Raw genomic sequence first — 22,649 nt, 5'->3', positions numbered from 1 at the left:
TTCCGCATGGTCTTCATTCTGGCATTGATCAGCAACTGGGGTTACTTCAACGATTTTTTCTACAAGTGGCTGAACAATACTCCTGAAGATGTTGGTCGCGCTATCCTGACGGCCACCAAAACAGGAATTACCGAACCGACAAACGGTCTTTCCATGATTTGGCAAACCGCAAATCAGGCAGCTTCGGCCCTTGCTGAGCAGTCAGGCTATTTTACCATTTTGCCGTCGATGATCGGCTTTCTCATAATGGCCTGCGTGGCAATCTTTATCGCCGTTGCTCTCGCAATACTCGTTCTTGCGAAGGTGATGTTATGGGTACTGATCGGGACCGCACCTATCTTCATAGCCTGCATGTTGTTTGAACAATCGCGCAGTCTTGGGCAGGCGTGGTTCCAACAAGTTCTTCTATATGCACTGATTCCGTTATTCGTGTTTGTCGTCGCCGCCTTCCTTATCGCCGCAATGGATCCTGAACTGACGAAGGTATCCGCTGCCGCCACGGAGCGACGCCTTACCCTCAGTGATATTTCAGCCTTCCTCCTGCTTTGTTTCGCCGGGGCATTTGTCCTGTTGAACATCCAGGTCCTTGCTCAGGGCATTGCAGGAGGATTGGCCGTTGGTATCGGTGCCGCGGCTTCTCGGCTTGTTCGCGTGACCGGTGTCACCGCTCCAATGCAGATTGCGCGAGCTGGCTTCAAGGGGATCGGTGCGAGCTATCGCGGCGGAAGGTATCTTTACAATCGTTTCGGAGGCGGCGGTGGGGGTTCGATTTCCCCGACAAGTCAGGGCGCAAAAGAAGCAATGCAAAACCGAATAAGCAGCAACAGCCTGCCTCGCTAATGCTGCAGGTTAATAAGAGGTAAAGGGTTGGATCATGACCGATTCCAAAGAAGCTGCATTGAGAAGTTATTTTCAGGACGGTGATCGTTGGGAGAACGAAATCGTCCGGAAAGCAAAACGTTCAAAAGTCGTGGCATGGTTCGTAACCATCATTTTCGGGCTCGTCGCGCTTTTCGCGTTGCTGGCACTCGTTATGCTGGTTCCGTTAAAATCTTTCGAGCCTGTGATTGTCGTCGTAGACAAGGCTACGGGCTATATCGAAACCAAAAGCGGCCTCACAAAAGCACAAAATCTGACGGATTCACGCGCAATTACCCAAGCAAACGTCGTTCGGTATATCAGGACACGTGAAGGCTATGATCCTTACGCGATTGATGCAAACTTCGGCACGGCAGCACTGTTATCGACAGGTGATGCCGCTCGCGAATTACAGGAGCAATACAGCACTGCCAACCCGAAAAATCCGGCTAAGGTTTACGGCAAGAACAAGCGTGTACTTGTCGATGTGAAGTCTGTCACCTTCCCCAACAGTTCCACCGCTCTCGTCCGTTTTTCAACGACTGAAAAGTCCGATACCGATGCCATCACCAGACACTATATTGCTGTCGTTCGTTATCGCTATACGGACGAACCAGCCACCAATGAATGGCGGTTTGAAAACCCTCTCGGATTCCAGGTTTATAATTACAGGCGGGATCAGGAAACCGTCACGGAAGGGAGCAAGGGATGAAAAACCGCTTGCCTTTAGCGGCGGCGTTCTCGGCCGTCCTCCTTTCGCACGCGCACGCTGCCCAGACGCCTAGGGCTGGCTCGCTGGATTCACGTGTGACCAGTGTCGTCTATCAACCCAACAACGTCGTCAAAATCTCCGCGACGTATGGCATATCAACAATGATCATCTTCGATGAGGATGAAAAATTTGAGACCATTTCGCTTGGCGACACAGAGAGCTGGCAAGTTGCTCCAACCGAAAAAGGCAACATCCTCTTCGTGAAGCCGACGGCTAAAAATGTCGTCACGAACATGAACGTTGTCACGACCAAGCGCATCTATTTTCTGGAGCTGCACGACTACGCGCCCGATGCCGGCAAAAAGGTCTTTGGCGTGCGCTTCATCTATCCTGAAAAGGATCTGAATGCAGCGATGCGCAAAGAGGCCGAATATCGTGCTGCCAACCCGAATATCTCAAAAATCGATAAGGCTAACGTCAACATCGACTATTCCTTTACTGGAGATACGAAACTGAAGCCGTCGATGGTCTTCGATGACGGCAAGAAGACCTTCTTCAAATTCACTGGTCGGACACCTGCAATTTTCGCAGTAAACAGTGATTTCTCCGAGACGCTGCGAAACTTCCGCAAGGAAGGTGAATATCTGGTCGTGGATGGAACGGCAACACAATACACCCTCCGCGATGGTGATCAGTGGATCTGCATCTTCAACCTTAGAAAGCCGGATTTTGGCGCACCCGATCCTGACATCATGGGTCCCGCACCTGATCATCCGGCAACCAAGAGAAGAAGGAGCGGCAACTGATGAAACAGTCTCCCGAATTGGAAGCACTGGCGGCGGCTGATGACTCCGGTGTCAGCAATAAGAATGCAAAGCGGAATCAAACGGCTGCGATGGCCGTATTTCTGCTGGCCGGTGTAGCTATGGCTTATTTTGTTCTCAAACAGCCCTCGGAGAAGCCGCGCGATCTCGTGCGCGGTGACGAGGAGTTTAGCACGACGTCGTTCAGACCGCCGTCATTCGTGCGCGATCAGGATCAGCCCCCTGCCGCACCCGAGCCAAATATCATCAACATTCCACCGCCTCCACGGCCACCAGAGCCGGAGCAAGTCGACACCACGACATTTAATGTTCCTCCCCCTCCTCCCCCGACGGTCGCTGTGAACGAACCCGCTCAGGCATCCGCGCCGGAGATTGTTGAAGAATTTCCAGACCGGTTCAAATCGAAGCTGATTCAGATGGATCAAGCGCGATCTGGCGGAGCGAATGGCGGTCTTGGTGGCGATAGTGGCGAGGGAACACCGACTGTTGCTGGTGAAGACAGAAACAGCAAGTTTCTGGCGACGGCCTCGGCAATGGCGGACCGGAATGCCAAGGCTACGAAAATCAAGCGTATCGACGCGGTTGTGCCGGAAGGAACGATGATACCCGGTATTCTCGAAACCTCGATTGTAAGCGATCTGCCAGGCCAGGTTCGCGCCATCACGTCAGAGGACGTCTACAGTTTTGATGGTCGTCGCATTTTGATTCCGACCGGCACTCGACTCATAGGTGAATATCAAAGCGACGTAATGACAGGCCAGACCCGCGTTTTCGTTGTCTGGACCCGCTTACTGCGTGATGATGGTGTAAGCGTGCGCCTGAACTCCGTTGGAACTGACAGCTTGGGTCGTTCGGGTCTCACTGGCATCGTCGATAAAAAATGGCGTGAACGGTTCGGGGCTTCCATCATGTTGTCCGTGGTCGGCGCCGGCGCAAGCTATCTGACAGGTTTCGGCAGCGGTGAAGCCTTCGGTCGCAACAATGACGATGCAAAACGCGGAGAAGAACTAGCCCGCGAGACGATTGCCGACACTTTCTCTCAAATGGCAAATACCGCTCTGAGCGAGAACTTGCGCATCAAGCCGACTATTAGCGTCCATCAAGGCGAACGCATTTTCATATTTGTGCGTCAGGACCTCGATTTCTCAGTGATGTACGACGATCCCGTAACAGAGGCGATGAAGGAAATTCAACGTGAACGCAGGGGCAAATAGTGCGGCAACAACCACACAAAGCAGATATTACTTTCTTGATCGGGCACTTGAGCCTCTGCGGCCATTTCTCAACGATCCAAAGGTCGTTGAAATCTCGGTCAATAAACCAGGTCACGTCTATGTTGAGCGACTTGGTGCTGATCACATGGAATTCCACGAGGTTCATGCGCTTTCTGCAGCAGAGATTCAGAATATCGGTGAACGGGTCGCAGGCGCGACCGATCAGTTCGTCAGTAAATCCGCGCCCATCCTGAGCGCTGCGTTACCGACTGGCGAGCGGATTCAGGTCGTTCTTCCACCCGCTGCACCGGAGGGGGGATCGATATCGATCCGCAAGCAGGTCGTTAGCAATTTTAGCTTGGAGGAATACAGGGATAGCGGTTCACTGGACAAGGTTTCTGTTGCTGTAGGAGGACTGAGCGACATTGATCGTCAACTGATCGAGCATCTGAAGCAAAACAGAATTTTCGATTTCATCAACACAGCTATATCGCAACGTGTGTCCATCTTAATTAGCGGCGGGACGTCATCTGGAAAGACGACCTTTCTGAATGCTTGCCTGAAATCGGTTCATCCGAAGGAACGGATTATAACGCTGGAAGACACTCGCGAGCTTTTTCCCCCTCAGGAAAATCGCGTTCATCTGGTAGCTTCGAAAGGTGGGCAAGGCACGGCTGACATCACGATTCAGCACTTGCTTGAATCTTCATTGCGTATGCGTCCTGACCGATTGTTCGTTGGCGAGATCCGTGGTGCTGAAGCTTTTGCATTTCTTCGCGCCATCAACACCGGTCATCCAGGTTCTATGTCGACGGTTCATGCAGACACTCCGCAAGGAGCATACGAACAGCTCGCCATGATGATGCAACAAGCCGGGCTGTCGGGCGGATATTCGAAGCATGACCTCATGTCGTACATTCGTATGGTCATCCCCATCGTCATCCAATTGCGTCGAGACGGCGGAAAACGTGGCGTATCGGAGATATTTTTTGCACGAAATGAGGAGCCATGAGCAAGGGTTACAAAGCGGTCTATCTGATATTTTGTGCCGGCATAGCCTTCCTTGTCTGGACCTTGGCTTATGGGGTCGTACTCGGGGTAGTCTATAAAGACAGCCGAATTTTGAATATCACCATCACCGAAAATCCTTTTGCTCCGCTTCAGCAAGTCTGGGCCTACGCGTCCAACTCAACTCTGCAACGAGTTGCCATCGGTGCCTTGCTACCTGCCATCGCCGCCGCCATTTTTGCGGGCTATCTCGGTCTTAGACGCTACGAAAACCCCTTGGGGGATGCGGCTTTTCAGGACGTCATGGGCCTTCGTCGCGGCAAGTGGTTCCGTAAGACAGGGCACATATTCGGGCGGTTCGGCCGCAATGTGCTGCGAGCGGCAGACAGTCGCCATCATCTGATTATCGGTCCTACACGATCGGGTAAGGGAGCGGGCTATGTCATTCCAAACGCTCTCATGCATGAAGGTTCAATGATCGTATCCGACTTGAAGGGCGAAATTTTCAAGGCGACAGCCGGATATCGCAAGAAGAATGGCAGTCAGGTCTTCCTCTTCGCTCCCGGCTCGGAGAGGACAAATCGTTATAATCCTCTGGATTTTGTGCGACCCGAGCGCGGCAATCGCACAACGGATATTCAGAATATCGCCAGCATTCTGGTTCCCGAAAATGTTGGCTCTGAAAACTCAGTTTGGCAGGGCTTGGCTCAACAGGTCGTAGCCGGAATTATAAGCTATGTTCTGGAGAGCCCCTATTATCATGGACGGCGCAACCTCGGCGAAGTCGTTTCCTTCGTGAACAGTGGCGTTGATCTTCAGGCGCAGATCAAGTTCATCAAGGAAAAAGAGCCGAACCTTTCAAAATATACGGTCGAAAGCTTCAACGCGTTTCTGGCATTGTCTGAACGCGCCGCAGCATCCGCGCTCCTCGATATCCAAAACGCGCTCAGACCCTTTAGAAATGAACGTATCGTAGCCGCGACGGAAGTAACCGACATGGATATCGCCGCCATGAAACGGCGGCCTATCTCTATTTATCTGGCACCCAATATTACCGATATTACGATCTTGCGCCCACTTCTCACATTGTTCGTGCAACAGGTCATGAACATTCTGACACTGGAACACGATCCAAATTCGCTACCCGTCTATTTTTTGCTGGATGAATTTCGGCAGCTTAAAAAGATGGATGAGATTATGACGAAGCTTCCCTATGTGGCTGGTTATAATATTAAGCTTGCTATCATCATTCAGGATCTCAAGAATCTCGACGAGATTTATGGCGAGACTTCGCGTCACTCCCTTCTCGGCAACTGTGGTTATCAGCTGGTGCTAGGTGCCAACGACCAGGCGACAGCGGAATATGCATCCCGGGCACTCGGAAAAAGAACCATCCGCTACAAGTCGGAATCCCGTACCATCGAAATTCTCGGTTTACCTCGGCGCACAAAAGTTGAGCAAATCCGGGAACGCGATTTGATGATGCCGCAAGAAGTGCGGCAAATGCCAGAAAGCAAGATGATCTTGCTCGTCGAAGGTCAACGACCGATCTATGGCGACAAGCTGCGATTTTTCAACACCCAACCCTTCAAATCCGCTGAAGCTTATTCGCAATCGCGCGTTCCTGATGTGCCGACGATTGAATATTTGCCCCATAGGCCAGTACCAGCACTCACGAGCGAATACGCGCACGACGGGCAACGGGCCGCTGAGCAGACAATCAGCCCCCTGCCCTACAGTCCTCAGCCAGATGAGAAACCTCGGCCGAAAGCCAGCATAACCGCCTCCCCGTCGATTGCTGAATCTGGTGACGGGAACCAAGAAAATACCAGGACGGTAAATCTGAGCGTCAAATTGCCATCAACAGGCAAAGACAAGAAATCGGCAATCCCACCGGGTAATATCGATGATCGGATAGAAGAAGTCGAAGCGAAACTTAAACCGAGCGCAGAACGATTATTGAAGGCTGTCAATGAGAAAGTTGATGCTTCTGGAACATCCCCTCGAAAGCGGAAAAGTTATCTCGACATATTCAACGCTACAGTGCCAGACCCGGAAGATATTGGCCTGATGACCATTTCCAACTAGCCCGTGAACCCATAAACGCGAACGACTGAGATTAGGTGGGCAGCCGACTGGCGGCTTTGGGCAGCTTGTCTAAAAGCCGACCTCGCATATAGGGGGCATTGAAGCTTCTAACGGCCCGGCAAACGCGCTTGACTTGGTATCGCCCAACGAACATCATTACCAAATGGCCGAAAAGGACATCCACATTGTCACCCGCTTGGCCGGCATCTCATTGGCGGGATGCCGGGCATTGAGCGCGCGACCTAATTAAGCGACTTGCCAATACCGGCCTCGCCCTTTCGGACGAGGTGTTTTAGCATGGCTGGTGCCTCGTCCATTCATCTAACGGACAAAAAACATGGCACAGAACATTTACGACAATCCGACGTTTTTCGCTGGTTACAGCCAACTCCCTAGGCAGGTTCATGGCTTGGAAGGGGCGCCCGAGTGGGGCGCCATCCAGGCGATGTTGCCACCATTGAAGGGCAAGAGAGTGGCTGACCTCGGCTGCGGCTTTGGATGGGCCTCGCGCTGGATGCGCGAAAATGGCGCTGCCTCGGTAACAGGCTACGACCTGTCCGAGAACATGATCACCCGGGCCCGCGCGGACACATTCGACGACGCAATAGCCTATCGCATCGCCGACCTTGATACGCTCGAACTGCCAGCGGACAGTTTCGAGCTCATCTACAGCGCGCTCACCTTTCACTATGTCGAGGACTTCGACCGCCTCGTCAGCATGATGCATCGGGCACTGGTGCGGGGGGGGGCACTTGTGTTCACCATCGAACATCCCATTTTCATGGCTCCTTCGCAGTCTAACTGGATCGAAGACCAGCAGGGGCGGAAGACATGGCCGCTCAATCGCTATTTTATCGAGGGTGAGCGCCGAACCAACTGGTTCGCTGACGGCGTTCTCAAGTTCCACCGGACTGTCGGCACGACGCTAAACGCTCTCATTCGAGCAGGATTTCAGATCGATCGCGTCGAAGAGTTCGCTCCGACCAAGGATCAAATTGACGCGAATCCCGGCCTGGCGGAGGAATTGGAAAGACCCATGATGCTCCTAGTCGCGGCTCACAGGAACTAGTTTTGTGGCGGACCGCTGGGCGGTCCGCCACAACGTTCTGCTGACTGCCGTCATGCCAAGGCCGATGAGCAATAATGACTGGTTCGCCGCACAGCTGCGAGGCGATGTAGTGACCGCAACGGGGTCGTCTGTTGACTGACTGCTTTGATGCTTTCATATCGTGCCGGATTCTGATTCAGGGCTCAGCATGAGCCGATATGACCTGACAGACTTTGAATGCCGCGTAATCGAGCCGCTGCTACCCATCTGACGATCGCGCGGCGGGCTGACAACCAAGATACACGTCGTCGTTGACGCGCAAGGATTCCCGATCCGGATTGGTCTGCTCGCCGCCAACTTTCTCGCTATGGTGCAACGCGCCTCGCTCCTTGTTTATGAGTCTAATGGCCTAACTCTTACGAAAAAGCCGGGTCGCAAAAGCGCCCGGCTGATTTTTAATTCTCCTTGCCGTCAAAACGGCAAGAATCCTCCAAGGAAACTGATGGTATCAGTTATCCATGCGAAGGCGGGATTAAACCAACCTTGAATGACAGTAGCAACATACACGATTGCAACCAGTCCAAGCACGAGCCAAAACAAGATTGCAAAGAATTTTGCAAAAGCATCGTCGGCCTTCGGATCGGGAGGTGAATTATAGATGTAATCGTGTCGCATGGTCGTTTAACGCTCGTGTTCGTTGCGTTCCTTCTTTTGCTGCTGCTCTTGTTCTAGTTCCTGCAATCGCGGAACTTGTTGCTGAGGTGGATCGGTGCGCATGGTTTCTCCATCGCGACCAACGCCCTTCACTTCCATATTAACCTGATTGTCGAGCTGTTTGGAACCTTCAACTTTTCCATCTGTCCGATCCCGCTCTTCAAGCACGTTCGCTTCCCATGCCCGGCGATCGACCATTTGCTCGACACGCTGCTTCTGACCATCGACTTCCTGAATGACGGTTTTCAAAACGCGTTCCGTCCCAGTGGACCGCAAATGAATTTCATCGCCGATTTCAGCGCCGGCGCGATGCAACGCATCCGGTAATCCGACGCCCCATACCGTGCGATTGCCATTGGCCGTTTCAATAACGACAAATGGCGAAGGCTCATTTTTTTCATTATCCTGATAAGGCTTTTCGCCTTTCTCAACAAGGATGCCCTGCACACCCTCCTTATAGTCGACGGTCTTGGAGTGGGACGTTCCAGAATTATCTGCATTCTGTGGCTCTCTATCGACCTTGCTCGACTGATCCGATCCTGCAGATTGCTCCTGATCCCGGTGAGCCGCATCCAGCGCCCTGCCCTCGATCGGAACAATTTCATTGCGCAAGTAGGACTGCTCGCGACGCGCCAGATCTTGCCAATCCAGTTCCGTCGGCTGATAGCCCTTGACCGAAATACCGTGCGCCTGGCCCTCCAACCAAGTTTCACGGCGGAACTCCTTGCTCCCCGTTATTTCGATGCTCGTCCAGCCTCGATGCGCTGCTGTTTCGATCATCAACCGAACGCCCTGAGCATCGAAAGATTTAGCGCGCAGCTTCTCTCCATTGTCCTGGAATACTTCGCGCTCACCCTTTGAATCGGCAAAGACCCGCTGTGTCCCCCCCTGATCCTCACGAATATAATATCGGCTCGTGATTTCATCCGGGAATGAACGATCCATTTCGGCCTGATAGGATGCTGCAGCTGCTTTCTCCTCGTCATCCATGCTTGAACGAGGTTCGCTGGCATTATCTGCCGATGGCTGACCCTGCTCTGCTTCCACGACAACATGCGCTGGCTTGGCAATTTCGGAATCGGCATCGCGAGCGATCTGCATCGACGAGCTATCTTGCTCGCTTTCACGAGATGGGGTTTCAACGGTCAATCCACGCTGTTCAGTCAATTTCATATGCTCGCGCATTAGATTCACATGCTCGCGCGTATACTGCGCTACCTGATCCAGATCGGCTTTCTCTTCCGGTCCGAGATTGCGGCCAAGCCGGAACAATGCTGTTTCAACTTCTTTCTCATATGCCTCAAAATCGCTTCTCGACATTTCGCGCACTTTTTCACCCTCCAAAATGATGTTTTGCAACTTTACCAAATTGGTGCGGTAATGTGACCCGAAATCTGCATGAACGATGTTAGAAGTTTTGGCTTCCCATTGATGCAAACTTGTTGATACAACTACATCTCTTTGCTTCATGGCGTATGAGGCAATCTGATGATTGCCGCTTGCCATTGCGATTTTCTCCCAACTTTGTGTTACCTTTACGGTATATTCACGGCTTCGCACGCTCCGCGCCACGCTCCGCCGACCTGACCGCTTGGCATCATAACGCGACTGAGCCGCCGCACTCGTCCCCTCATGTTCCGTTCGTCCCTCGCGATTAACCGGCCGCACCTGATTGCGCGTGTAGGCAGGAGCATTTGCAAACTCGCGCCTGTCCGTCATTTCCATAGCGATTCCGTGCTGGCGCGCCTTTTCAGCCATAAGTTCGCGCCATTGGCGAAAAACCTGTGGCGAGGTTTCTACCCGATCACCGGCATCTGAACGCATAGCGATAATGGCATGGGCATGGATATGCGGTCGCTTTCCGCCCTGCCCCATCTCCTTCGGATCGCTGAACGGATCATGCATCGCAAATATGTAGCGGTGTCCTTCGAACTGAGCGGCCAGAAAATCCCGAATAGCGCCTACGAAAGCCTGAACATTGGTGCCAGCTTTGGCAGACATGATGACATGCATCACATCCCTGCCCTTGCGGCTATGCAACTCCCGACGCCACTGCTTTTGCACCAGATCGCCGGCGGAACGCGCATCGGAGATATCGCGCCCCTTATCATCGCGAACTTCTCCCTTATGATCCTCGACCAGATTTCGCAGCTTGGCAGCGCCATATTCCACGCCATTACCATACCCGGTAAAACGGAACCGCGCCCTCGCCAGCTCGGACACCGCGCTTTCGTTGTAACGTCTCTGAATAATGTCAGCCGCCTTCGGGTCGCCGGTCAACCGCTCCCCTTCCGCGCTACGCAACACTACAATTCCATCAACGTTTAGAGCCCCATGGAATGGCTGCGAGACAGCATATGCGAAGCTGCGATTACCAAAAGCGCTCGACAGACTGTTGCGCACGAGCTGGTGCAATGCATCTTCTGTTGCAAAACCTGAAGCCTCAATTGAAACTCGGAACGTACCTATATCCCTGCTCTCGGCTCGATTTTGAAACAATGGCTCCCATTCGCCACGCAATCGGGCAAGCTCCTCGCGACCATGAAGGCGCTCACCGTTTTCCTTTTCGACGCGTATTTCCCCGCTGCGTGATACGTAATTGACCATCGCGCCGAACCGCGCACCTCCACCGTACGACGCCATTTTTACCACGGACGGTTGACTGCCTGCTGCGACGGCGGCCAAACGCGCCTCCATCGGCCTCGCTGCCGCAATTGGCTTGCTTGCCGTGCTTCCAAAGAACTGGAAACTCTGTGCCCTTGAGGATCCCGTACGCATTTTGGGCACTGAAGCACCACCTGCTGCAGCGGCACCTCCTGCGATTTGCAGTTCGCGCAGCCTCCGTCGCATTTCTTCTTCCGCGCCGCTCGCAGCTCTCGAACCCAAAGAAAGCTCATGCAACAGCGCCGCGCGATGCTGCTCCCATTCACTCTCAAAGGCTCCGAGAAAAAACTCCATCGACTGCTATTCCTTGCTGCGATGCCTGTATCCGGATCGCTTCGTAACGCGCCGCAACTCGCTGAGGACGCCGACCTGCATCTTCTGCACATCCCCGACCACCATGCGGATTTCGCTATCAGATACCGATTTTCCACTATTCAGAGCTCGGGCTACCTGATTGAGATTGACACCAATCATACGCATGTCTTCTAGCATGAGAGACAAAAGCGCACGGTCTTCGTCATTAAAGACTGGCTTCACTCCTGCCGCTTGCAGGAATACAGCTTTAAAAAATGCACTCATCGTCATGTCAGCCGCCTTTGCGGCTACATCGATTGCATCATATTCGTCCGCCGAAACGCGGCTATGAATGGTTTGCGGCTTGGCTTTAACTGCCGCCCCACCATCGGTAATTCCGTCATCCATAAGCTTCAACAGCTCCAGCACAGAGTAGCAATAATCACTCGCGGACGTGTCTCGTGATCAACTGGATAAAATGTAGCACATTTTTCCGTATCCTGCCTAACCAAATTAATAGGAAATCATTAAAGATCGTCCAAATTGGTCTCGCTTCGCTCACCAGGGTTCACCTCCAGGCCGCTTTATTCGCCTTTGTGTACCCCTCGTACTCGCCGGCAAGGGACGCTACGCTCTTCGCCCTTGCCGGACTGCGCGCGAGCGGCACAGACGGCTCTTGCGCGGCTCCGGGGTTCATCATCAGCTAGAAAGGAACTAGGGAAATGAACCACACGACATGGTCGTGTGGTTCATTGGTGTGAACACACAGTGTGATCCATTGGTCATAGTGTGTTGTCACATCGTGTGAAAATAACGTAGTCTATTCCACACTCCATATGACTAACGATCACCACTCGATCCAAATGCGCGTTAGTCTGATATGGCCTGAACCGGACGTGGGTAAACGTTCATGCTCTCTTCGTTTGAAGGAGAATTCATGACAGCTCGATTTTCAGCAGTTAGTGGCAAAGGCGGCGCGGGGAAAACGACCACCGTCATTTTGACAGCAGGTGAATTCGCACTCCAAGGTCGACGAGTCCTTCTCATCGATGCAGATCCCCGCCAGAACCTGGCCGAGTGGTGGAAGCGCTGTGAAGCGAAGGGCAACTTACCTGAATCGATTTCTCTGACGACCGCACTTCGCCAGAGCTCAATCGAACAGGTTATGTCTTCACACGCGGAAAAGTACGACGCCGTGATTATCGATGCTCCCGGCGTCGATAGCGTGGTCATGGATACGATAATAGATCATTCTGATATCGTGATTACGCCCATTCAGCCTGCACAGGATGAAATAAAGGCAGCAGGCGAAGCCGCGGAAACCATTGCCACGCGAACAGATCACAACCAACGTGTAATTCCTCAGGCGGTTGTGCGAACACGCATCAACATCGTTAATCGCCACCTTGAAGAATATCGCATCATCCGTCCATTCGTAGAAAATTTAAGCCAACATGGTTACAATACGACGTTGCTCGAAACTGAGCTAATCGAGCGCAACTGTTACCGCGAGATCCGCAGCGGCTGGGGAACATTGCAAATGTTGGAATTAACGGATGCTATCTGTAAGGCCAGAACCGAAGTCAACGCGTTTGTTTCTGAGCTCGACTATTTAAGGGACCAGAATGTAATGGAGACGGTGAATGGCTAAAAGCAAGGTCACACTGTCAGACTTCCCTGTCGCATCCCGCAGACGCCCATCAGCAGAAGAGGAGAATGGCCCCAATGCTGCTGCGCTCCCAGCGGCGGAAAACGCACAAATGCAAACTACAGGGCCGTCAACGGAACTGGAAACGCGAAGAGCTCGTCCTAAATCACAATTCGTCACGCCAGAAGAAAGAAGGGCGAACGATACCCAACAGGCAAACCAGCGGGAAGATTCCCGAAATCGCTTACGTGAACTTCGTAGAAATCGTGAACGAGAAAGTAAGCATTTTGTAAATGTCTCACTTGATTACGACACCAAAAGGCGACTTGAAAAGGCAGCCCACGACAACGGACTTAAGATGTCGGTTATCCTTAGAGATGCCATCGACCAGTATCTAACAGAAAACGGATACTGACCGTGCTTGGTCGTAGCTTTCTTCTAGGCTTGGCCGTCGGGATCGGAGTCGGTCTATATTTAGCGCCTTATCTAGCTGCTAATGGCTTTGGCCACACGATTGAGCCAATCAACTCATTCGCTAACAGTCAAGTTAGCACGCCCGCCGTTTCAGTCGAATGGCCGACCAACCAGATTGCCAAAGAAGAACTCTTTCGCTTTTCCAACTGGAATTATGCCGCCTACGGCAAGGATTCCATCACTAATGTTATCCGCTGCATTCATATCAAACAGCAAACTATTGCTTGCGAACTGTCAGCTACACTCAGTTGGCTGAAGGACACAGCGTTGATCGAAGCAGTCTTTGAGGGAAAACCAGGGAACTGGCGAATGGCCGCGGCGAAAACACGTTAGTCAACATATTCTAGTTCATTTTTTTCCGTATGAGGTCGCCTTCTGCATCCGTGGGGCAGAAAAGTTTGGTGATGAATTCCGTTTCATCAATCTCTACAGTGCCAAACCAACGAGAATAATTCATAATATTCAATTAGGCGGCATGGAGTTTAAGGGGTTTTGACGGTGAATAATGAATCTGCTGATTTCGCAACAGAACATTCATTGGAGAAAACCAATGATCCGGAAATCGATAAGCCCATCTACAGACGTCGCGGCTTTGAGGGTATCAGCACGTTTGAAGAATTAGACCAACGACTTGCAAAATATCTAAGAGAAGCTCGTGAACGGGCTGGCCTTAAACAGGCAGATTTTGCGCCACTTATGGGGCTGTCTACACCGGTATATGGTCGTTACGAACGTGCATTCTCAAAACTGCACGTTACGCGCATGATACACATCTGCGAAGTATTGGGTTTCATGCCAATCGATATGCTCTTCGCAGCAGCACCTCATCTCTGGGGTGAAAACGAGCAAGAAGCCAAAGATCGTGTCGAACTAGCAAAACTTGTCAGCGATCTCCCACATAGTACGACACGCGATCTGCTGTCGTTGGTAAAAAAAATGGCGGAACTTCAGAATCAAGTTGACGCTAGCTCGAAGAGCTTGAACTTGGCTGAGAAATAGGTAGCCGCTCAAACGGCCTCAAGTGATCACCCGCTTGCAATCTCATGGAGATAATCGGCAACCGCCTGTGCTTTGGCAGCTGCGGTGATAATGGCGCGCTTGTCGGCCTTCAGAACGGCCAGCCAGTTTTCGATATAAGCGGCTGTGTTTTCGCGAGGATCATGGGCCACGCCTAGGTCAGCGCAAAGGAAAGCTGCGGACAGTTCGGCCACAAGTTCTTCGAGTGCGTAAGCGTTTGTGCCGAAGCGGCCAGCCAGATCGCGATCAAGACGATGCTTTGCGCCTGACCAATGACCAATTTCGTGCAGAAGCGACGAGTACAGGTGGACATCGCTTAAAAAACGCTCCCGGTCGGGCATGAGAATGTCGTCAGGTCCTGGACGATAGCAAGCCTTCGTGCCGCCGTAGTGAATGACGGCTCCGGTCTGGCGAACAAAGGTGTCGACGGTTTCATTGTGAGGCACGGGCGCCATCGGCATCGGTTCGGCTGGGCTGTAATAGTCGGTAGGCAGGTTCTCGATCTGCTCTACGTTGAATACCGTGTAGCCCTTGAGATAAGGGATAGAACGGTCGTCATCGGCGTCCTGATCCTTCGGGGTAAAGGTGCCGAATTTGACGACAAACGATCCACGTTCGCCCTTCCGGACTTGACCGCCGAGATCCTGCGCCTGACGATAGGTGATCCAGGTGGTTTGTTCGTAGCCGTTCATCTGCGACGCGATCCAGAGCATGAGAACATTGATGCCGCGATAGGCTTCGCCGCTGGATCGGCGGGGGATGATGGAGGTCCGGCGGGTATTTCCGTGCCACGGGCGCACCCAAGGCTTGGTGCCGGCTTCCAGCTGCTCGATGATGAGGTCGGTAATGCGCTGATAGGTGTCGATGACGTTGTTCATGGCCGTCTCCATTCGTTGGTTGACGGCAAAAAACGGAGATAGCCGAGACGAGCCCATGCACCTATTGGCCGCAACGGAAGTGGAGGACCGTGAAGCGGTTGCATTGGGGAGGGGCTATCGCAGCTTGTCCGTCAATAAGCCAACGGGTGAGGCGGCCAAAATGTCACCCACCGGAGCAAACGGACCAGATCTCTGCGCGGAAGATGTACCGCTTATCGTTCGCGGTCGTCGGAATCTCGCTCGGACTGCTTTTGGGACGACAGTTCTGTAAGCCGGGATGACGCGGTGCTTTTCTGCTCTGGTGACATTCGTTCGACGGCGGGACCATCCGCATTTCTGACCTGATCCGGACGCGACAGGCGGGAGAAGTCAGAACGAGCCGTGAATGTGATTTCGCTATTGTCATCGAGCAACCGCTCTGGAAGGTCGGCGCGATCGACTGCGACAATCCCGTGGTCGGTAACAACGCTGGCAACGCGGATATCGTGACCGAGAACCTGACCTGAAATCTGTTCGCCCGGCCTGGCGCTGCGCACGTTGTGCTCGAAAGCATTCTCACCGCGCATTTCCAGATCGACGAAAGCAGCTCTTATGGCTTCCTGCCGGTTTGAATCGATCGCGTCTTCAAAGACATGTTTCATAGCTGGACTGGAGGGGTCGTTGGTCGTCGCGATCGACGCTTCGATCATGCGCGGCTTGGTGATGACGGTGAAGTCAACATCATGACCATATTCGCGTCCGATGGATGTTAGCAGTGCCTCCTGCGCCCGTCCGTTTCCTTCTCGGAAGGGGTGCACATAATTCAACTCTGCCAAAACTTTACCGGCAATTTCGGCGAACTGCTCGACCGACGATCCACGCAATATTTCCGGATTCCTGATCGGTCTAAAGGCTTCGTCCAAGCCCATCTCGATGCGCGAGCCGTGAAGAAATGAGCTCCCACCTTTCGACAGATTGCCAATCGGCTCCACCCTCTGGCCATCGACAACAGGGCTTTCATTGCGCGTATGACCGGCCCATTCATAAACATCTTGGAAAATATGACCATGAATGGCCTTCAGATGTTGGGCGTCGAACGCGCCTTTCGGGCCGTCTCCTTCGGCAATTTCAGTCATCCGGAATGCTGTCACGCGATATTCTTCGACGCGCAGTTCCTTATGAGACCGGATTCCAAGTTTATTACGCAGCACGTCCCTGCGATCGGGATCGTCAGATGTGTTTGGATAGGTATAGGAGCCTTTGGGTTCCGTTTCAGCCATAGCGAAGACCAATAAAAAGCCGCCTACTCAAGGCAGGCGGCATCAAAGTAAAAGGATAAGCGTGAGCTATTGCGGTTTGCGGACAACACGCTCTCTGTATTCGTCGCGTGTGATATCGCCCGCGACGTAGGCCGCCGTCGCTGCTTCCAACAGTGGGTCGTGGACATAGCCCTGCCGCATGTTTGCAGCACGCGCCTGATCCGTAGCCTTTTTGCGCTTGGCAACAGCTTCTGGAGATCGATCCGGACGGGGGGCATGAAAGTTCATCTTCAAAACTCCTATTGTGACAACTCCTAGCACAAAATGCGCACAAAATCCAGAAAACAAAGGGATTTCCGCGACTTTCGGTATAGTGCGCCCGGCACTCAGCCGGGCGCTGTTGCGCTATCAATTACGCGGTTCCCATTCGAGAACGGCCTGAAGGCTTGGGTCGTCCTGCCCCCCGAAGCGACCCAGGTTGGCGTTGTAGTTCAGGCGGCGGATCGAGAGGTTCCGTTTGAAACCTTCGCCATCGGCCTTAGCCTTTCTCCAGATACCACCGACCTCAATATTGAAGCCACGCGGGGACTTGGCGAAAACGCGATGCGTAGGGGCGTCCGGATTGTCCGAATTGAAGGGCACGACCTCGATGTCGATGTCGTCAGTCAGGGTGGAGATGCGACCTTTGCCGGATGCGGTGTCGAGGTCTTCGCTATCGAACTGGATGAAGTTGGTGATTTCGTTGGCCATGGTATTCACTCCTCTATGTGGTTGCGATGATCGTTCCAAGGCACGGCGGTAAGCGGTGTTGCACCCTTGGGCCGGAGCGCAGCGAAGGAAGCCGAGGGCCGAAAAATTTGTCGCGCGAGGAGCCGCAGGCGGGGAAATTTTTCAGGCTTCCGGCTTTGCGGCAACCGCGTCGACGTGCGAACGAGCGTCAAAAGCAAACGAATTAGAGGTGTGCTCTATGCGCCAATATGGCAACTCGTCTCATGGGCACATGACCGTTGATACAATACCGATTGTGCAACGCATGATAGCCGGATACAGAGCATTTTCAACAGGTGTTGTGTAATCATGGACTATACGGATAGCCAAATTGGTTCTCCGCGCCGATTATTCGACCTCGCCAATTTAGCTATGCTGGAAGGCTTATCTGGAAGCATGGGTCCGTCGATATAGATGCGGGCTCTCTACGTCGGCCGCCCATATTCCAAGCAAACGTTCGCGCGCTTCGTTCTCGGAATACCCATATTTGGCAATGTCGATGCCGTGGTTTCGCGGCAAGTAGCGCAACATCGTCTCAGCCTGCCCCACGCGCACCATTGCAAGGCCGACATCCGTGTTCCCGAGAAAGCACTGACCGACGGAACGGTTATAGCGATCGACGTCAACGATCCGGCACGACACATGCTTGCCATCGATCATTTCGTGAAGATAGCTGCGCGCAACCAAACCGCACGGCCACGTCTTGCCGTTCAAAATGCCGCTCTGCTCCTTTTCGCAAGCGTCGATTGCGGCGATCCGCACGCGCTGTTGTCGTATGCTGATCGTATCGCCATCGATGACGCGGGCGGTTCCGGCAACGGAACCCGACCATTGTTCAGCGGCAGCTAGCCCGACAGTCAGCGGCAGGGCTATCGCGGCGGAGAAAATGCAACGAAAGATCACTGTATACCCTCCATTCCATGTCGGGCAGCAAGCCCGAAAACCGAGCGGGCAAGATGCAATTCGCCGGCAGCGGCGCGCTCTGTCATGGCCCGCAAATAGCCGCCCGGCGACTTCACTTGCCTCTCGTCGAACTTCTGCAGCGTGATTGCGATAGCAATCGCGGCGGCTTGTTCCCCCATCTGATCGACCGCACGGCGGCGTGCATCTTCGGAAATCCCGGCCATGCGGCAGATTTGCGGGGCGAGACGGGCCAAATCAGTCCAGGTGCGGGGGCGCGATATTCTATAGGTGTTCAGCGCCGGTATTGCCCGTAACAGATCCTGCAGGGCCACTAACGTTTGTGGCGGGTGGTGCGGTTGATTGACTAGGCTCGATTTGCCTCCCAGGCTTTTTTCGAAAGCCCTCTTACTGGCGAAGCCGGTCTTTAAGATACCGAGTTGTTCGGCATAAGCCGAACGCATTTCCTCTCTACTATCTTCAAGGGAATAGGGGTTTGTAATCTGTTTGTGCATGTCGTTTTCGGCATACGGGCATGTCGATTTTTCGTTTCTACCGGAAGACTGGTCACGGCGTGGCAACTGCATCACCCGCTCCACGATCCATTCAATCAAGCTTGTTGCGCGTCGCAGAACAGCGCTTGATGCCTTGCTCGCGATGCCTACTGCTTCGAGAACGCGCGCAAAACGCTTCTCGATAATGGCGCGCAGGCGCGCGGGCAGGTCCTCGACGGAGGCGAGTGCGAAACGCAAATTGCGAACGGCACCGCGATAGCGACGCAGGTTCGCATTGAGTGCGTTCTTTTCCGCCTTTGCCTGCCGGACCATGCCGTCAAGCTCCGCAAAGCGGGCAATCAGAACGCGCAGATCGATACCGCAAGCATCGGCAATACTGCCGTCCGCATTTCGGACCGGATAGCGCTTGTAGTTGCCGCTGTCCTGCATGGTGATGACACCGGCGTCAAACAGCCGAGACAACATTCGGCTGACGCGGCCCTCGGATCGGCCGACCTCGAAGGCAAGCGCTGCATTGGATTTGAACACGATCGGTCGTCCGCCCTTGTCATAGCTCTCGGCTGGAGCAGTATTGATCAGGGCCACAAGCAAGTGCGCTTCGATGCCATTGATGAGGCCAAGGCAAGGAAGAGACTGCGCAAGACCGTTGAGCTGGCCGCGTGTCACCGTTCCGATTTCCGCGGACTGAGCCAGCCGCCGAAACTCGGTTCGTTGTGGTGTCTGTTTGCGGCCAACCTGCCGCGCGGGTTGTTGGGTTTCCCCCATCTTCCTCGTCTCCTTAATGGGGACCAGGCAAAGCTTTCCCATTCGCCGAAAAGCGTTTTTGTTTGACTTTGGAAGTTGGGAGTGCGATTTATAAAGGACTGAATGTTTGTAATTTGCACCCCGCTTCCGGATTTTTTCGGGAGCGGTTTTTCTTTTATAACCCGGTCAGGATTCTCCTTGAGATGGTTATGAATTGCATCGGTGCCATGTTACCGATTTGGCTCTCTCCGACAACCCTAATTGTGCTACGTCATATGGACATTTTTGCTTTTATAGCGGATTTGTCGGGCGTTTATGTGAAATTATGGGGCGAATTAGTGGTTCTATGGCCGATGAAGTTCCTAGTGCCGTATCAGGATAATTACCAATACGGTAATACTCTTAAGCGGCAAGGTATCAATCTATCGCTGCGCGATTCGGGCCTCCGGCAACCCTACAGCGCGATATGAAAGCGCGGGTGCCTCCGGCCAACTACGTTCACTTCGCTCTCTTCGTGTCAATTTGCAGGAAGAAATGAACAGATCCAAACTCTGTTCCCCGGTCATTATTGACATGGACCATAACATGGACCATTTATACTGCTAAGTATGAGCGAAACCCAAAGGAACATGGACCATGCGCGTATCTGTCAGTGACGCGAAAGGACAGCTCACCGAACTGGTTAAGCGAGCGGAAGCCGGGGATGAAGTCATTTTGACCCGTCGCGGCCATGAGATCGCACGGCTTGTAGCCGTTGCGGCAGCGCCCGGCCCCAAGGGCCGACGCGCACTGATGGAAAAGGTGAGGGCAACGGCGGCGGCGAAAGCATTACCCGGGGCTAATGCTGCGCGTAGTCAGGACTTTCTTTATGACGACGATGGGATGCCCATATGATCGCCGTCGATACATCCGCGCTCATGGCGATCGTGCTCAATGAGCCCAAAGGCGAAGCTTGCATGACGGCAATCGAACAGTCTGATGAGCTATTGATTTCCGCAGGAACAGTTACTGAAGCCCTCATTGTTGCTGCGCGACGTAATGTCGGCGAAGAGGTTGACGCGTTGATTTCCGGGCTCGGCTTCGAAATCGTATCCGTGACAGCCGCTTCCGCACACCGGGTCGCCAACGCTTACGCCAGATGGGGCAAAGGCATTCACCCAGCTTCGCTCAACTATGGTGACTGCTTTTCCTATGAAGTTGCTCACGAGCATGGCTGTCCCGTGCTCTATGTAGGAGACGACTTCGTTCAGACAGACCTACGCTCGGTTCTATAATGGTTGACTTTGACCAAGGCGACAACCGGTTTACCGGCGATGCAGTGTTTCGAACCGCTATGGACCGTGCCGTCGTCAGACGGTAGCGGGTTGTAAAACAGTGAACAGCGCCCCACCGTCGCGATCCAGGTTCTGAATGCTCAGGAAAAGCAAGCCATCGGATTCAGGTACGGTAAGTTCCGTCTTTGTGGCGTTCATTGCTGCTGCAACGGCCTTTTTGTTTCCCCACACTTTTCCACGCCTGGTCACATCTGGACCGTAATCTGGCCTCGCGATGCTGAATTCAACGCTGCCAACCTCAACACCGTCACAGATCAGATTTCCGACTCCATGCAACAATGTAACAGCCATCACTACTCCCTGTGTCTTAATCAAAATCATCTGAAGTCTAGCGGCTTGTCAGTTATCGGAACCATCCTGCTTCGCTTTCAAACGCTCATTCAATAGAAGCTTGAGCCGGGCATTCTCCGCTTCCAGCGCTTCCAGTTCTTCGTCTGTCACCGGCCCATTTTCAATCTTGGGACCTGGCCTTTTCGCACGAGGCCGCTTCTGTGGTGATTTGGGAACGGGAGGTAGAGTAGTGGCTTCATCCGCTCGCTCCTCCTTCCTCTCAGGCTTCACAACCACTGACGGTTCTTCAGCCGCCGGCGGATCTTCGGTAGGCGATAACACCTCTCGAAGAGGTGCCTGTTCAACCTGCCTGGTTGCCTTGTCACTCACTTCATCGGGATCTTTGGTCGTAACTTTGATGGATTCGTGCGTTGGCAATATAGGATCAAGCTGCTCAGGGCTTGCGCTGGCTGCAGATCGAGCATCAGGCAATTCGTCCGGCAAAGTCGACTTCTTCCGCGATCGCCAGCTCTTCAACCCCGCAACAAGACGCTGCCCCAGTGACTTCATCGTGATCGACCTCCCTATCCGCAATTCCGAGATGCTGTCAGCTTAAGCCTGACAACACAATAGTTTTGGCGACGAAAGGCCCTCACACATGTCACCAGAATATGTGAACAGATCAGCTACCAGGCTAGCAGGGCAGTCTAAGTGCTGTTTATCTACTGCTGTTCCAATCGTCGGAGCATTATGAGCAACTGCCTGTTCTCCGTACCCAATCTGGCGGCCAATTCACGTTTCAGATTAGCGTTCTCGATTTCCAGAGCTGACAATTCAGCCTGAATATCCGGCTCGGCAATGACCTGATTTGCCGTTTCTCGTTTCCGCGGGACTGGTTTTTTCACAGGACGTCCAACAGACGGCTTTTTATCCCTGACAGCAGCGTTTCCCGCCGTGCTTGCCGTTTGCAGCTCTTCCATTGTAAGGGATGCTTCATCCGGGATCGAGGCGTCCATGTTGGAAAGTTGTGGCTCGCTCAGAGCCTCATCAACTTGCTCGATGACCGGCTCAGCCTGCGATATTGCTTTTATGGTCGTGGTCTCAGTATTGCGCTCGATCGGCTGGGATAGATCAGGCTGGACCTGAGCGTCCATGGGAGATTCCGGCACATCCGCTTCCACTTGCCGGGCAATCGACTTCAGATCCAGATTTCCCCACAAAGACGCCGAGCCCTTGCGGGCACGCTTGTTCTTATATTCAACAACAACGTTGCGGATTGGATTTTTCATCCGTGATTGGCTTCCCGAGAAAGTTTGAAGGTACGTTCCACGCGCGTCAAAGCGCTTTTACCAGTGGCTACATATTATGCGGCGGACTTTCAACACTCAACAGAATGTCCAACCTGATCGATATGCCCTGAAAGCAAGTCTATCTCATCT

At 53.2% G+C, this 22,649-nt stretch carries 24 protein-coding genes and 2 pseudogenes; 14 read left to right on the top strand and 12 right to left on the bottom strand.

Annotated elements, in window-relative coordinates:
* From CQZ93_RS26300 to CQZ93_RS27370, 8 genes and pseudogenes are all read left to right on the top strand, one after another.
* On the top strand, positions 1 to 840 hold an 840-nt coding region (locus CQZ93_RS26300), incomplete at its 5' end, for a TrbL/VirB6 family protein (RefSeq protein ID WP_105545538.1).
* Positions 841 to 874: 34 nt separating this feature from the next.
* On the top strand, positions 875 to 1,570 hold the full coding sequence (locus CQZ93_RS26295) for a VirB8 family type IV secretion system protein (protein ID WP_105545515.1): 696 nt from the start codon (positions 875 to 877) through the stop codon (positions 1,568 to 1,570).
* Complete coding sequence (locus CQZ93_RS26290) at positions 1,567 to 2,376, top strand: TrbG/VirB9 family P-type conjugative transfer protein (protein WP_105545514.1); 810 nt, start codon at positions 1,567 to 1,569, stop codon at positions 2,374 to 2,376. The genes CQZ93_RS26295 and CQZ93_RS26290 overlap by 4 nt, the downstream gene beginning before the upstream one ends.
* The gene (virB10, locus tag CQZ93_RS26285; RefSeq protein WP_105545513.1) at positions 2,376 to 3,608 is read left to right on the top strand and encodes a type IV secretion system protein VirB10; all 1,233 of its coding nucleotides are present in this window, start codon (positions 2,376 to 2,378) and stop codon (positions 3,606 to 3,608) included. Before CQZ93_RS26290 ends, virB10 begins: the two co-directional genes overlap by 1 nt.
* Positions 3,589 to 4,620, top strand: coding sequence for a P-type DNA transfer ATPase VirB11 (gene virB11, locus CQZ93_RS26280; RefSeq protein WP_105545512.1), 1,032 nt, complete (start codon positions 3,589 to 3,591; stop codon positions 4,618 to 4,620). The genes virB10 and virB11 overlap by 20 nt, the downstream gene beginning before the upstream one ends.
* Positions 4,617 to 6,704: a type IV secretory system conjugative DNA transfer family protein gene (locus CQZ93_RS26275; RefSeq protein ID WP_105545511.1), complete on the top strand. Its 2,088-nt coding sequence runs from the start codon at positions 4,617 to 4,619 to the stop codon at positions 6,702 to 6,704. Before virB11 ends, CQZ93_RS26275 begins: the two co-directional genes overlap by 4 nt.
* A 337-nt stretch (positions 6,705 to 7,041) precedes the next feature.
* Positions 7,042 to 7,773, top strand: a complete 732-nt coding sequence (locus CQZ93_RS26270) for a class I SAM-dependent methyltransferase (protein ID WP_105545510.1) — start codon at positions 7,042 to 7,044, stop codon at positions 7,771 to 7,773.
* A gap of 253 nt (positions 7,774 to 8,026) precedes the next feature.
* Positions 8,027 to 8,104 (top strand): annotated as a pseudogene (locus CQZ93_RS27370) (IS5/IS1182 family transposase); the annotation flags it as partial.
* A 329-nt stretch (positions 8,105 to 8,433) separates the two neighbouring features.
* Here CQZ93_RS27370 and CQZ93_RS27465 read toward each other — a convergent pair.
* From CQZ93_RS27465 to CQZ93_RS26260, 3 genes and pseudogenes are all read right to left on the bottom strand, one after another.
* Positions 8,434 to 9,972, bottom strand: a complete 1,539-nt coding sequence (locus tag CQZ93_RS27465; RefSeq protein ID WP_422616119.1) for an LPD7 domain-containing protein — start codon at positions 9,970 to 9,972, stop codon at positions 8,434 to 8,436.
* Positions 9,973 to 10,254: 282 nt separating this feature from the next.
* Positions 10,255 to 11,073, bottom strand: a pseudogene (locus tag CQZ93_RS27460) (LPD7 domain-containing protein); the annotation flags it as partial.
* A gap of 357 nt (positions 11,074 to 11,430) precedes the next feature.
* Entirely contained in the window at positions 11,431 to 11,832 is a 402-nt protein-coding gene (locus CQZ93_RS26260; protein ID WP_286154321.1) for a plasmid mobilization protein, read from the bottom strand.
* Positions 11,833 to 12,361: 529 nt separating this feature from the next.
* Between CQZ93_RS26260 and CQZ93_RS26255 the strand changes: the two genes are divergently transcribed.
* The 4 genes from CQZ93_RS26255 to CQZ93_RS26240 all read left to right on the top strand — a co-directional run bounded on the left by CQZ93_RS26255 (position 12,362) and on the right by CQZ93_RS26240 (position 14,545).
* Positions 12,362 to 13,075, top strand: a complete 714-nt coding sequence (locus CQZ93_RS26255) for a ParA family protein (RefSeq protein ID WP_105545508.1) — start codon at positions 12,362 to 12,364, stop codon at positions 13,073 to 13,075.
* Positions 13,068 to 13,487, top strand: coding sequence for a ribbon-helix-helix protein, CopG family (locus tag CQZ93_RS26250; RefSeq protein ID WP_105545507.1), 420 nt, complete (start codon positions 13,068 to 13,070; stop codon positions 13,485 to 13,487). Before CQZ93_RS26255 ends, CQZ93_RS26250 begins: the two co-directional genes overlap by 8 nt.
* A gap of 2 nt (positions 13,488 to 13,489) precedes the next feature.
* Positions 13,490 to 13,879: a hypothetical protein gene (locus tag CQZ93_RS26245; protein WP_105545506.1), complete on the top strand. Its 390-nt coding sequence runs from the start codon at positions 13,490 to 13,492 to the stop codon at positions 13,877 to 13,879.
* Between the two features lie 165 nt (positions 13,880 to 14,044).
* The gene (locus tag CQZ93_RS26240; protein ID WP_105545537.1) at positions 14,045 to 14,545 is read left to right on the top strand and encodes a helix-turn-helix domain-containing protein; all 501 of its coding nucleotides are present in this window, start codon (positions 14,045 to 14,047) and stop codon (positions 14,543 to 14,545) included.
* 26 nt (positions 14,546 to 14,571) lie between these two features.
* On the opposite strand, the gene CQZ93_RS26235 is transcribed toward CQZ93_RS26240, so the two are convergent.
* From CQZ93_RS26235 to repC, 6 genes are all read right to left on the bottom strand, one after another.
* The gene (locus CQZ93_RS26235) at positions 14,572 to 15,441 is read right to left on the bottom strand and encodes an ArdC family protein (protein ID WP_105545505.1); all 870 of its coding nucleotides are present in this window, start codon (positions 15,439 to 15,441) and stop codon (positions 14,572 to 14,574) included.
* A gap of 212 nt (positions 15,442 to 15,653) precedes the next feature.
* Positions 15,654 to 16,700, bottom strand: coding sequence for a Fic/DOC family protein (locus CQZ93_RS26230; protein WP_105545504.1), 1,047 nt, complete (start codon positions 16,698 to 16,700; stop codon positions 15,654 to 15,656).
* 66 nt (positions 16,701 to 16,766) lie between these two features.
* Positions 16,767 to 16,967 carry an antitoxin VbhA family protein gene (locus CQZ93_RS26225; protein ID WP_105529505.1) on the bottom strand — a complete coding sequence of 67 codons (201 nt, stop codon included), beginning with the start codon at positions 16,965 to 16,967 and terminating at the stop codon, positions 16,767 to 16,769.
* Between the two features lie 120 nt (positions 16,968 to 17,087).
* Complete coding sequence (locus CQZ93_RS26220) at positions 17,088 to 17,429, bottom strand: DUF736 family protein (protein ID WP_105545503.1); 342 nt, start codon at positions 17,427 to 17,429, stop codon at positions 17,088 to 17,090.
* Positions 17,430 to 17,831: 402 nt separating this feature from the next.
* Complete coding sequence (locus CQZ93_RS26215; protein ID WP_105545502.1) at positions 17,832 to 18,350, bottom strand: thermonuclease family protein; 519 nt, start codon at positions 18,348 to 18,350, stop codon at positions 17,832 to 17,834.
* Positions 18,347 to 19,627 carry a plasmid replication protein RepC gene (gene repC, locus CQZ93_RS26210; protein WP_105545501.1) on the bottom strand — a complete coding sequence of 427 codons (1,281 nt, stop codon included), beginning with the start codon at positions 19,625 to 19,627 and terminating at the stop codon, positions 18,347 to 18,349. The genes CQZ93_RS26215 and repC overlap by 4 nt, the downstream gene beginning before the upstream one ends.
* 615 nt (positions 19,628 to 20,242) lie before the next feature.
* On the opposite strand from repC, the gene CQZ93_RS26200 reads away from it, so the two are divergent.
* Both CQZ93_RS26200 and CQZ93_RS26195 read left to right on the top strand, forming a co-directional pair.
* A complete protein-coding gene (locus CQZ93_RS26200; RefSeq protein WP_105529501.1) occupies positions 20,243 to 20,500 on the top strand; it encodes a type II toxin-antitoxin system Phd/YefM family antitoxin in 258 nt (85 codons plus the stop codon).
* The gene (locus tag CQZ93_RS26195; RefSeq protein WP_105545499.1) at positions 20,497 to 20,880 is read left to right on the top strand and encodes a type II toxin-antitoxin system VapC family toxin; all 384 of its coding nucleotides are present in this window, start codon (positions 20,497 to 20,499) and stop codon (positions 20,878 to 20,880) included. The genes CQZ93_RS26200 and CQZ93_RS26195 overlap by 4 nt, the downstream gene beginning before the upstream one ends.
* 75 nt (positions 20,881 to 20,955) lie before the next feature.
* Here the strand turns inward: CQZ93_RS26195 and CQZ93_RS26190 are convergent, their stop codons facing one another.
* From CQZ93_RS26190 to CQZ93_RS26180, 3 genes are all read right to left on the bottom strand, one after another.
* Positions 20,956 to 21,231, bottom strand: a complete 276-nt coding sequence (locus CQZ93_RS26190; protein WP_286154320.1) for a hypothetical protein — start codon at positions 21,229 to 21,231, stop codon at positions 20,956 to 20,958.
* A 48-nt stretch (positions 21,232 to 21,279) separates the two neighbouring features.
* Complete coding sequence (locus CQZ93_RS26185; protein WP_286154319.1) at positions 21,280 to 21,714, bottom strand: hypothetical protein; 435 nt, start codon at positions 21,712 to 21,714, stop codon at positions 21,280 to 21,282.
* Positions 21,715 to 21,932: 218 nt separating this feature from the next.
* Complete coding sequence (locus tag CQZ93_RS26180; RefSeq protein WP_105545496.1) at positions 21,933 to 22,499, bottom strand: hypothetical protein; 567 nt, start codon at positions 22,497 to 22,499, stop codon at positions 21,933 to 21,935.
* Positions 22,500 to 22,649 lie beyond the last annotated feature (150 nt).

It is taken from the genome of Ochrobactrum vermis (assembly GCF_002975205.1).
Lineage (GTDB): Bacteria > Pseudomonadota > Alphaproteobacteria > Rhizobiales > Rhizobiaceae > Brucella > Brucella vermis.
The sequence above is the reverse complement of the archived record's forward strand: the minus strand, read 5'-3'. Positions and strand labels throughout refer to the sequence as shown.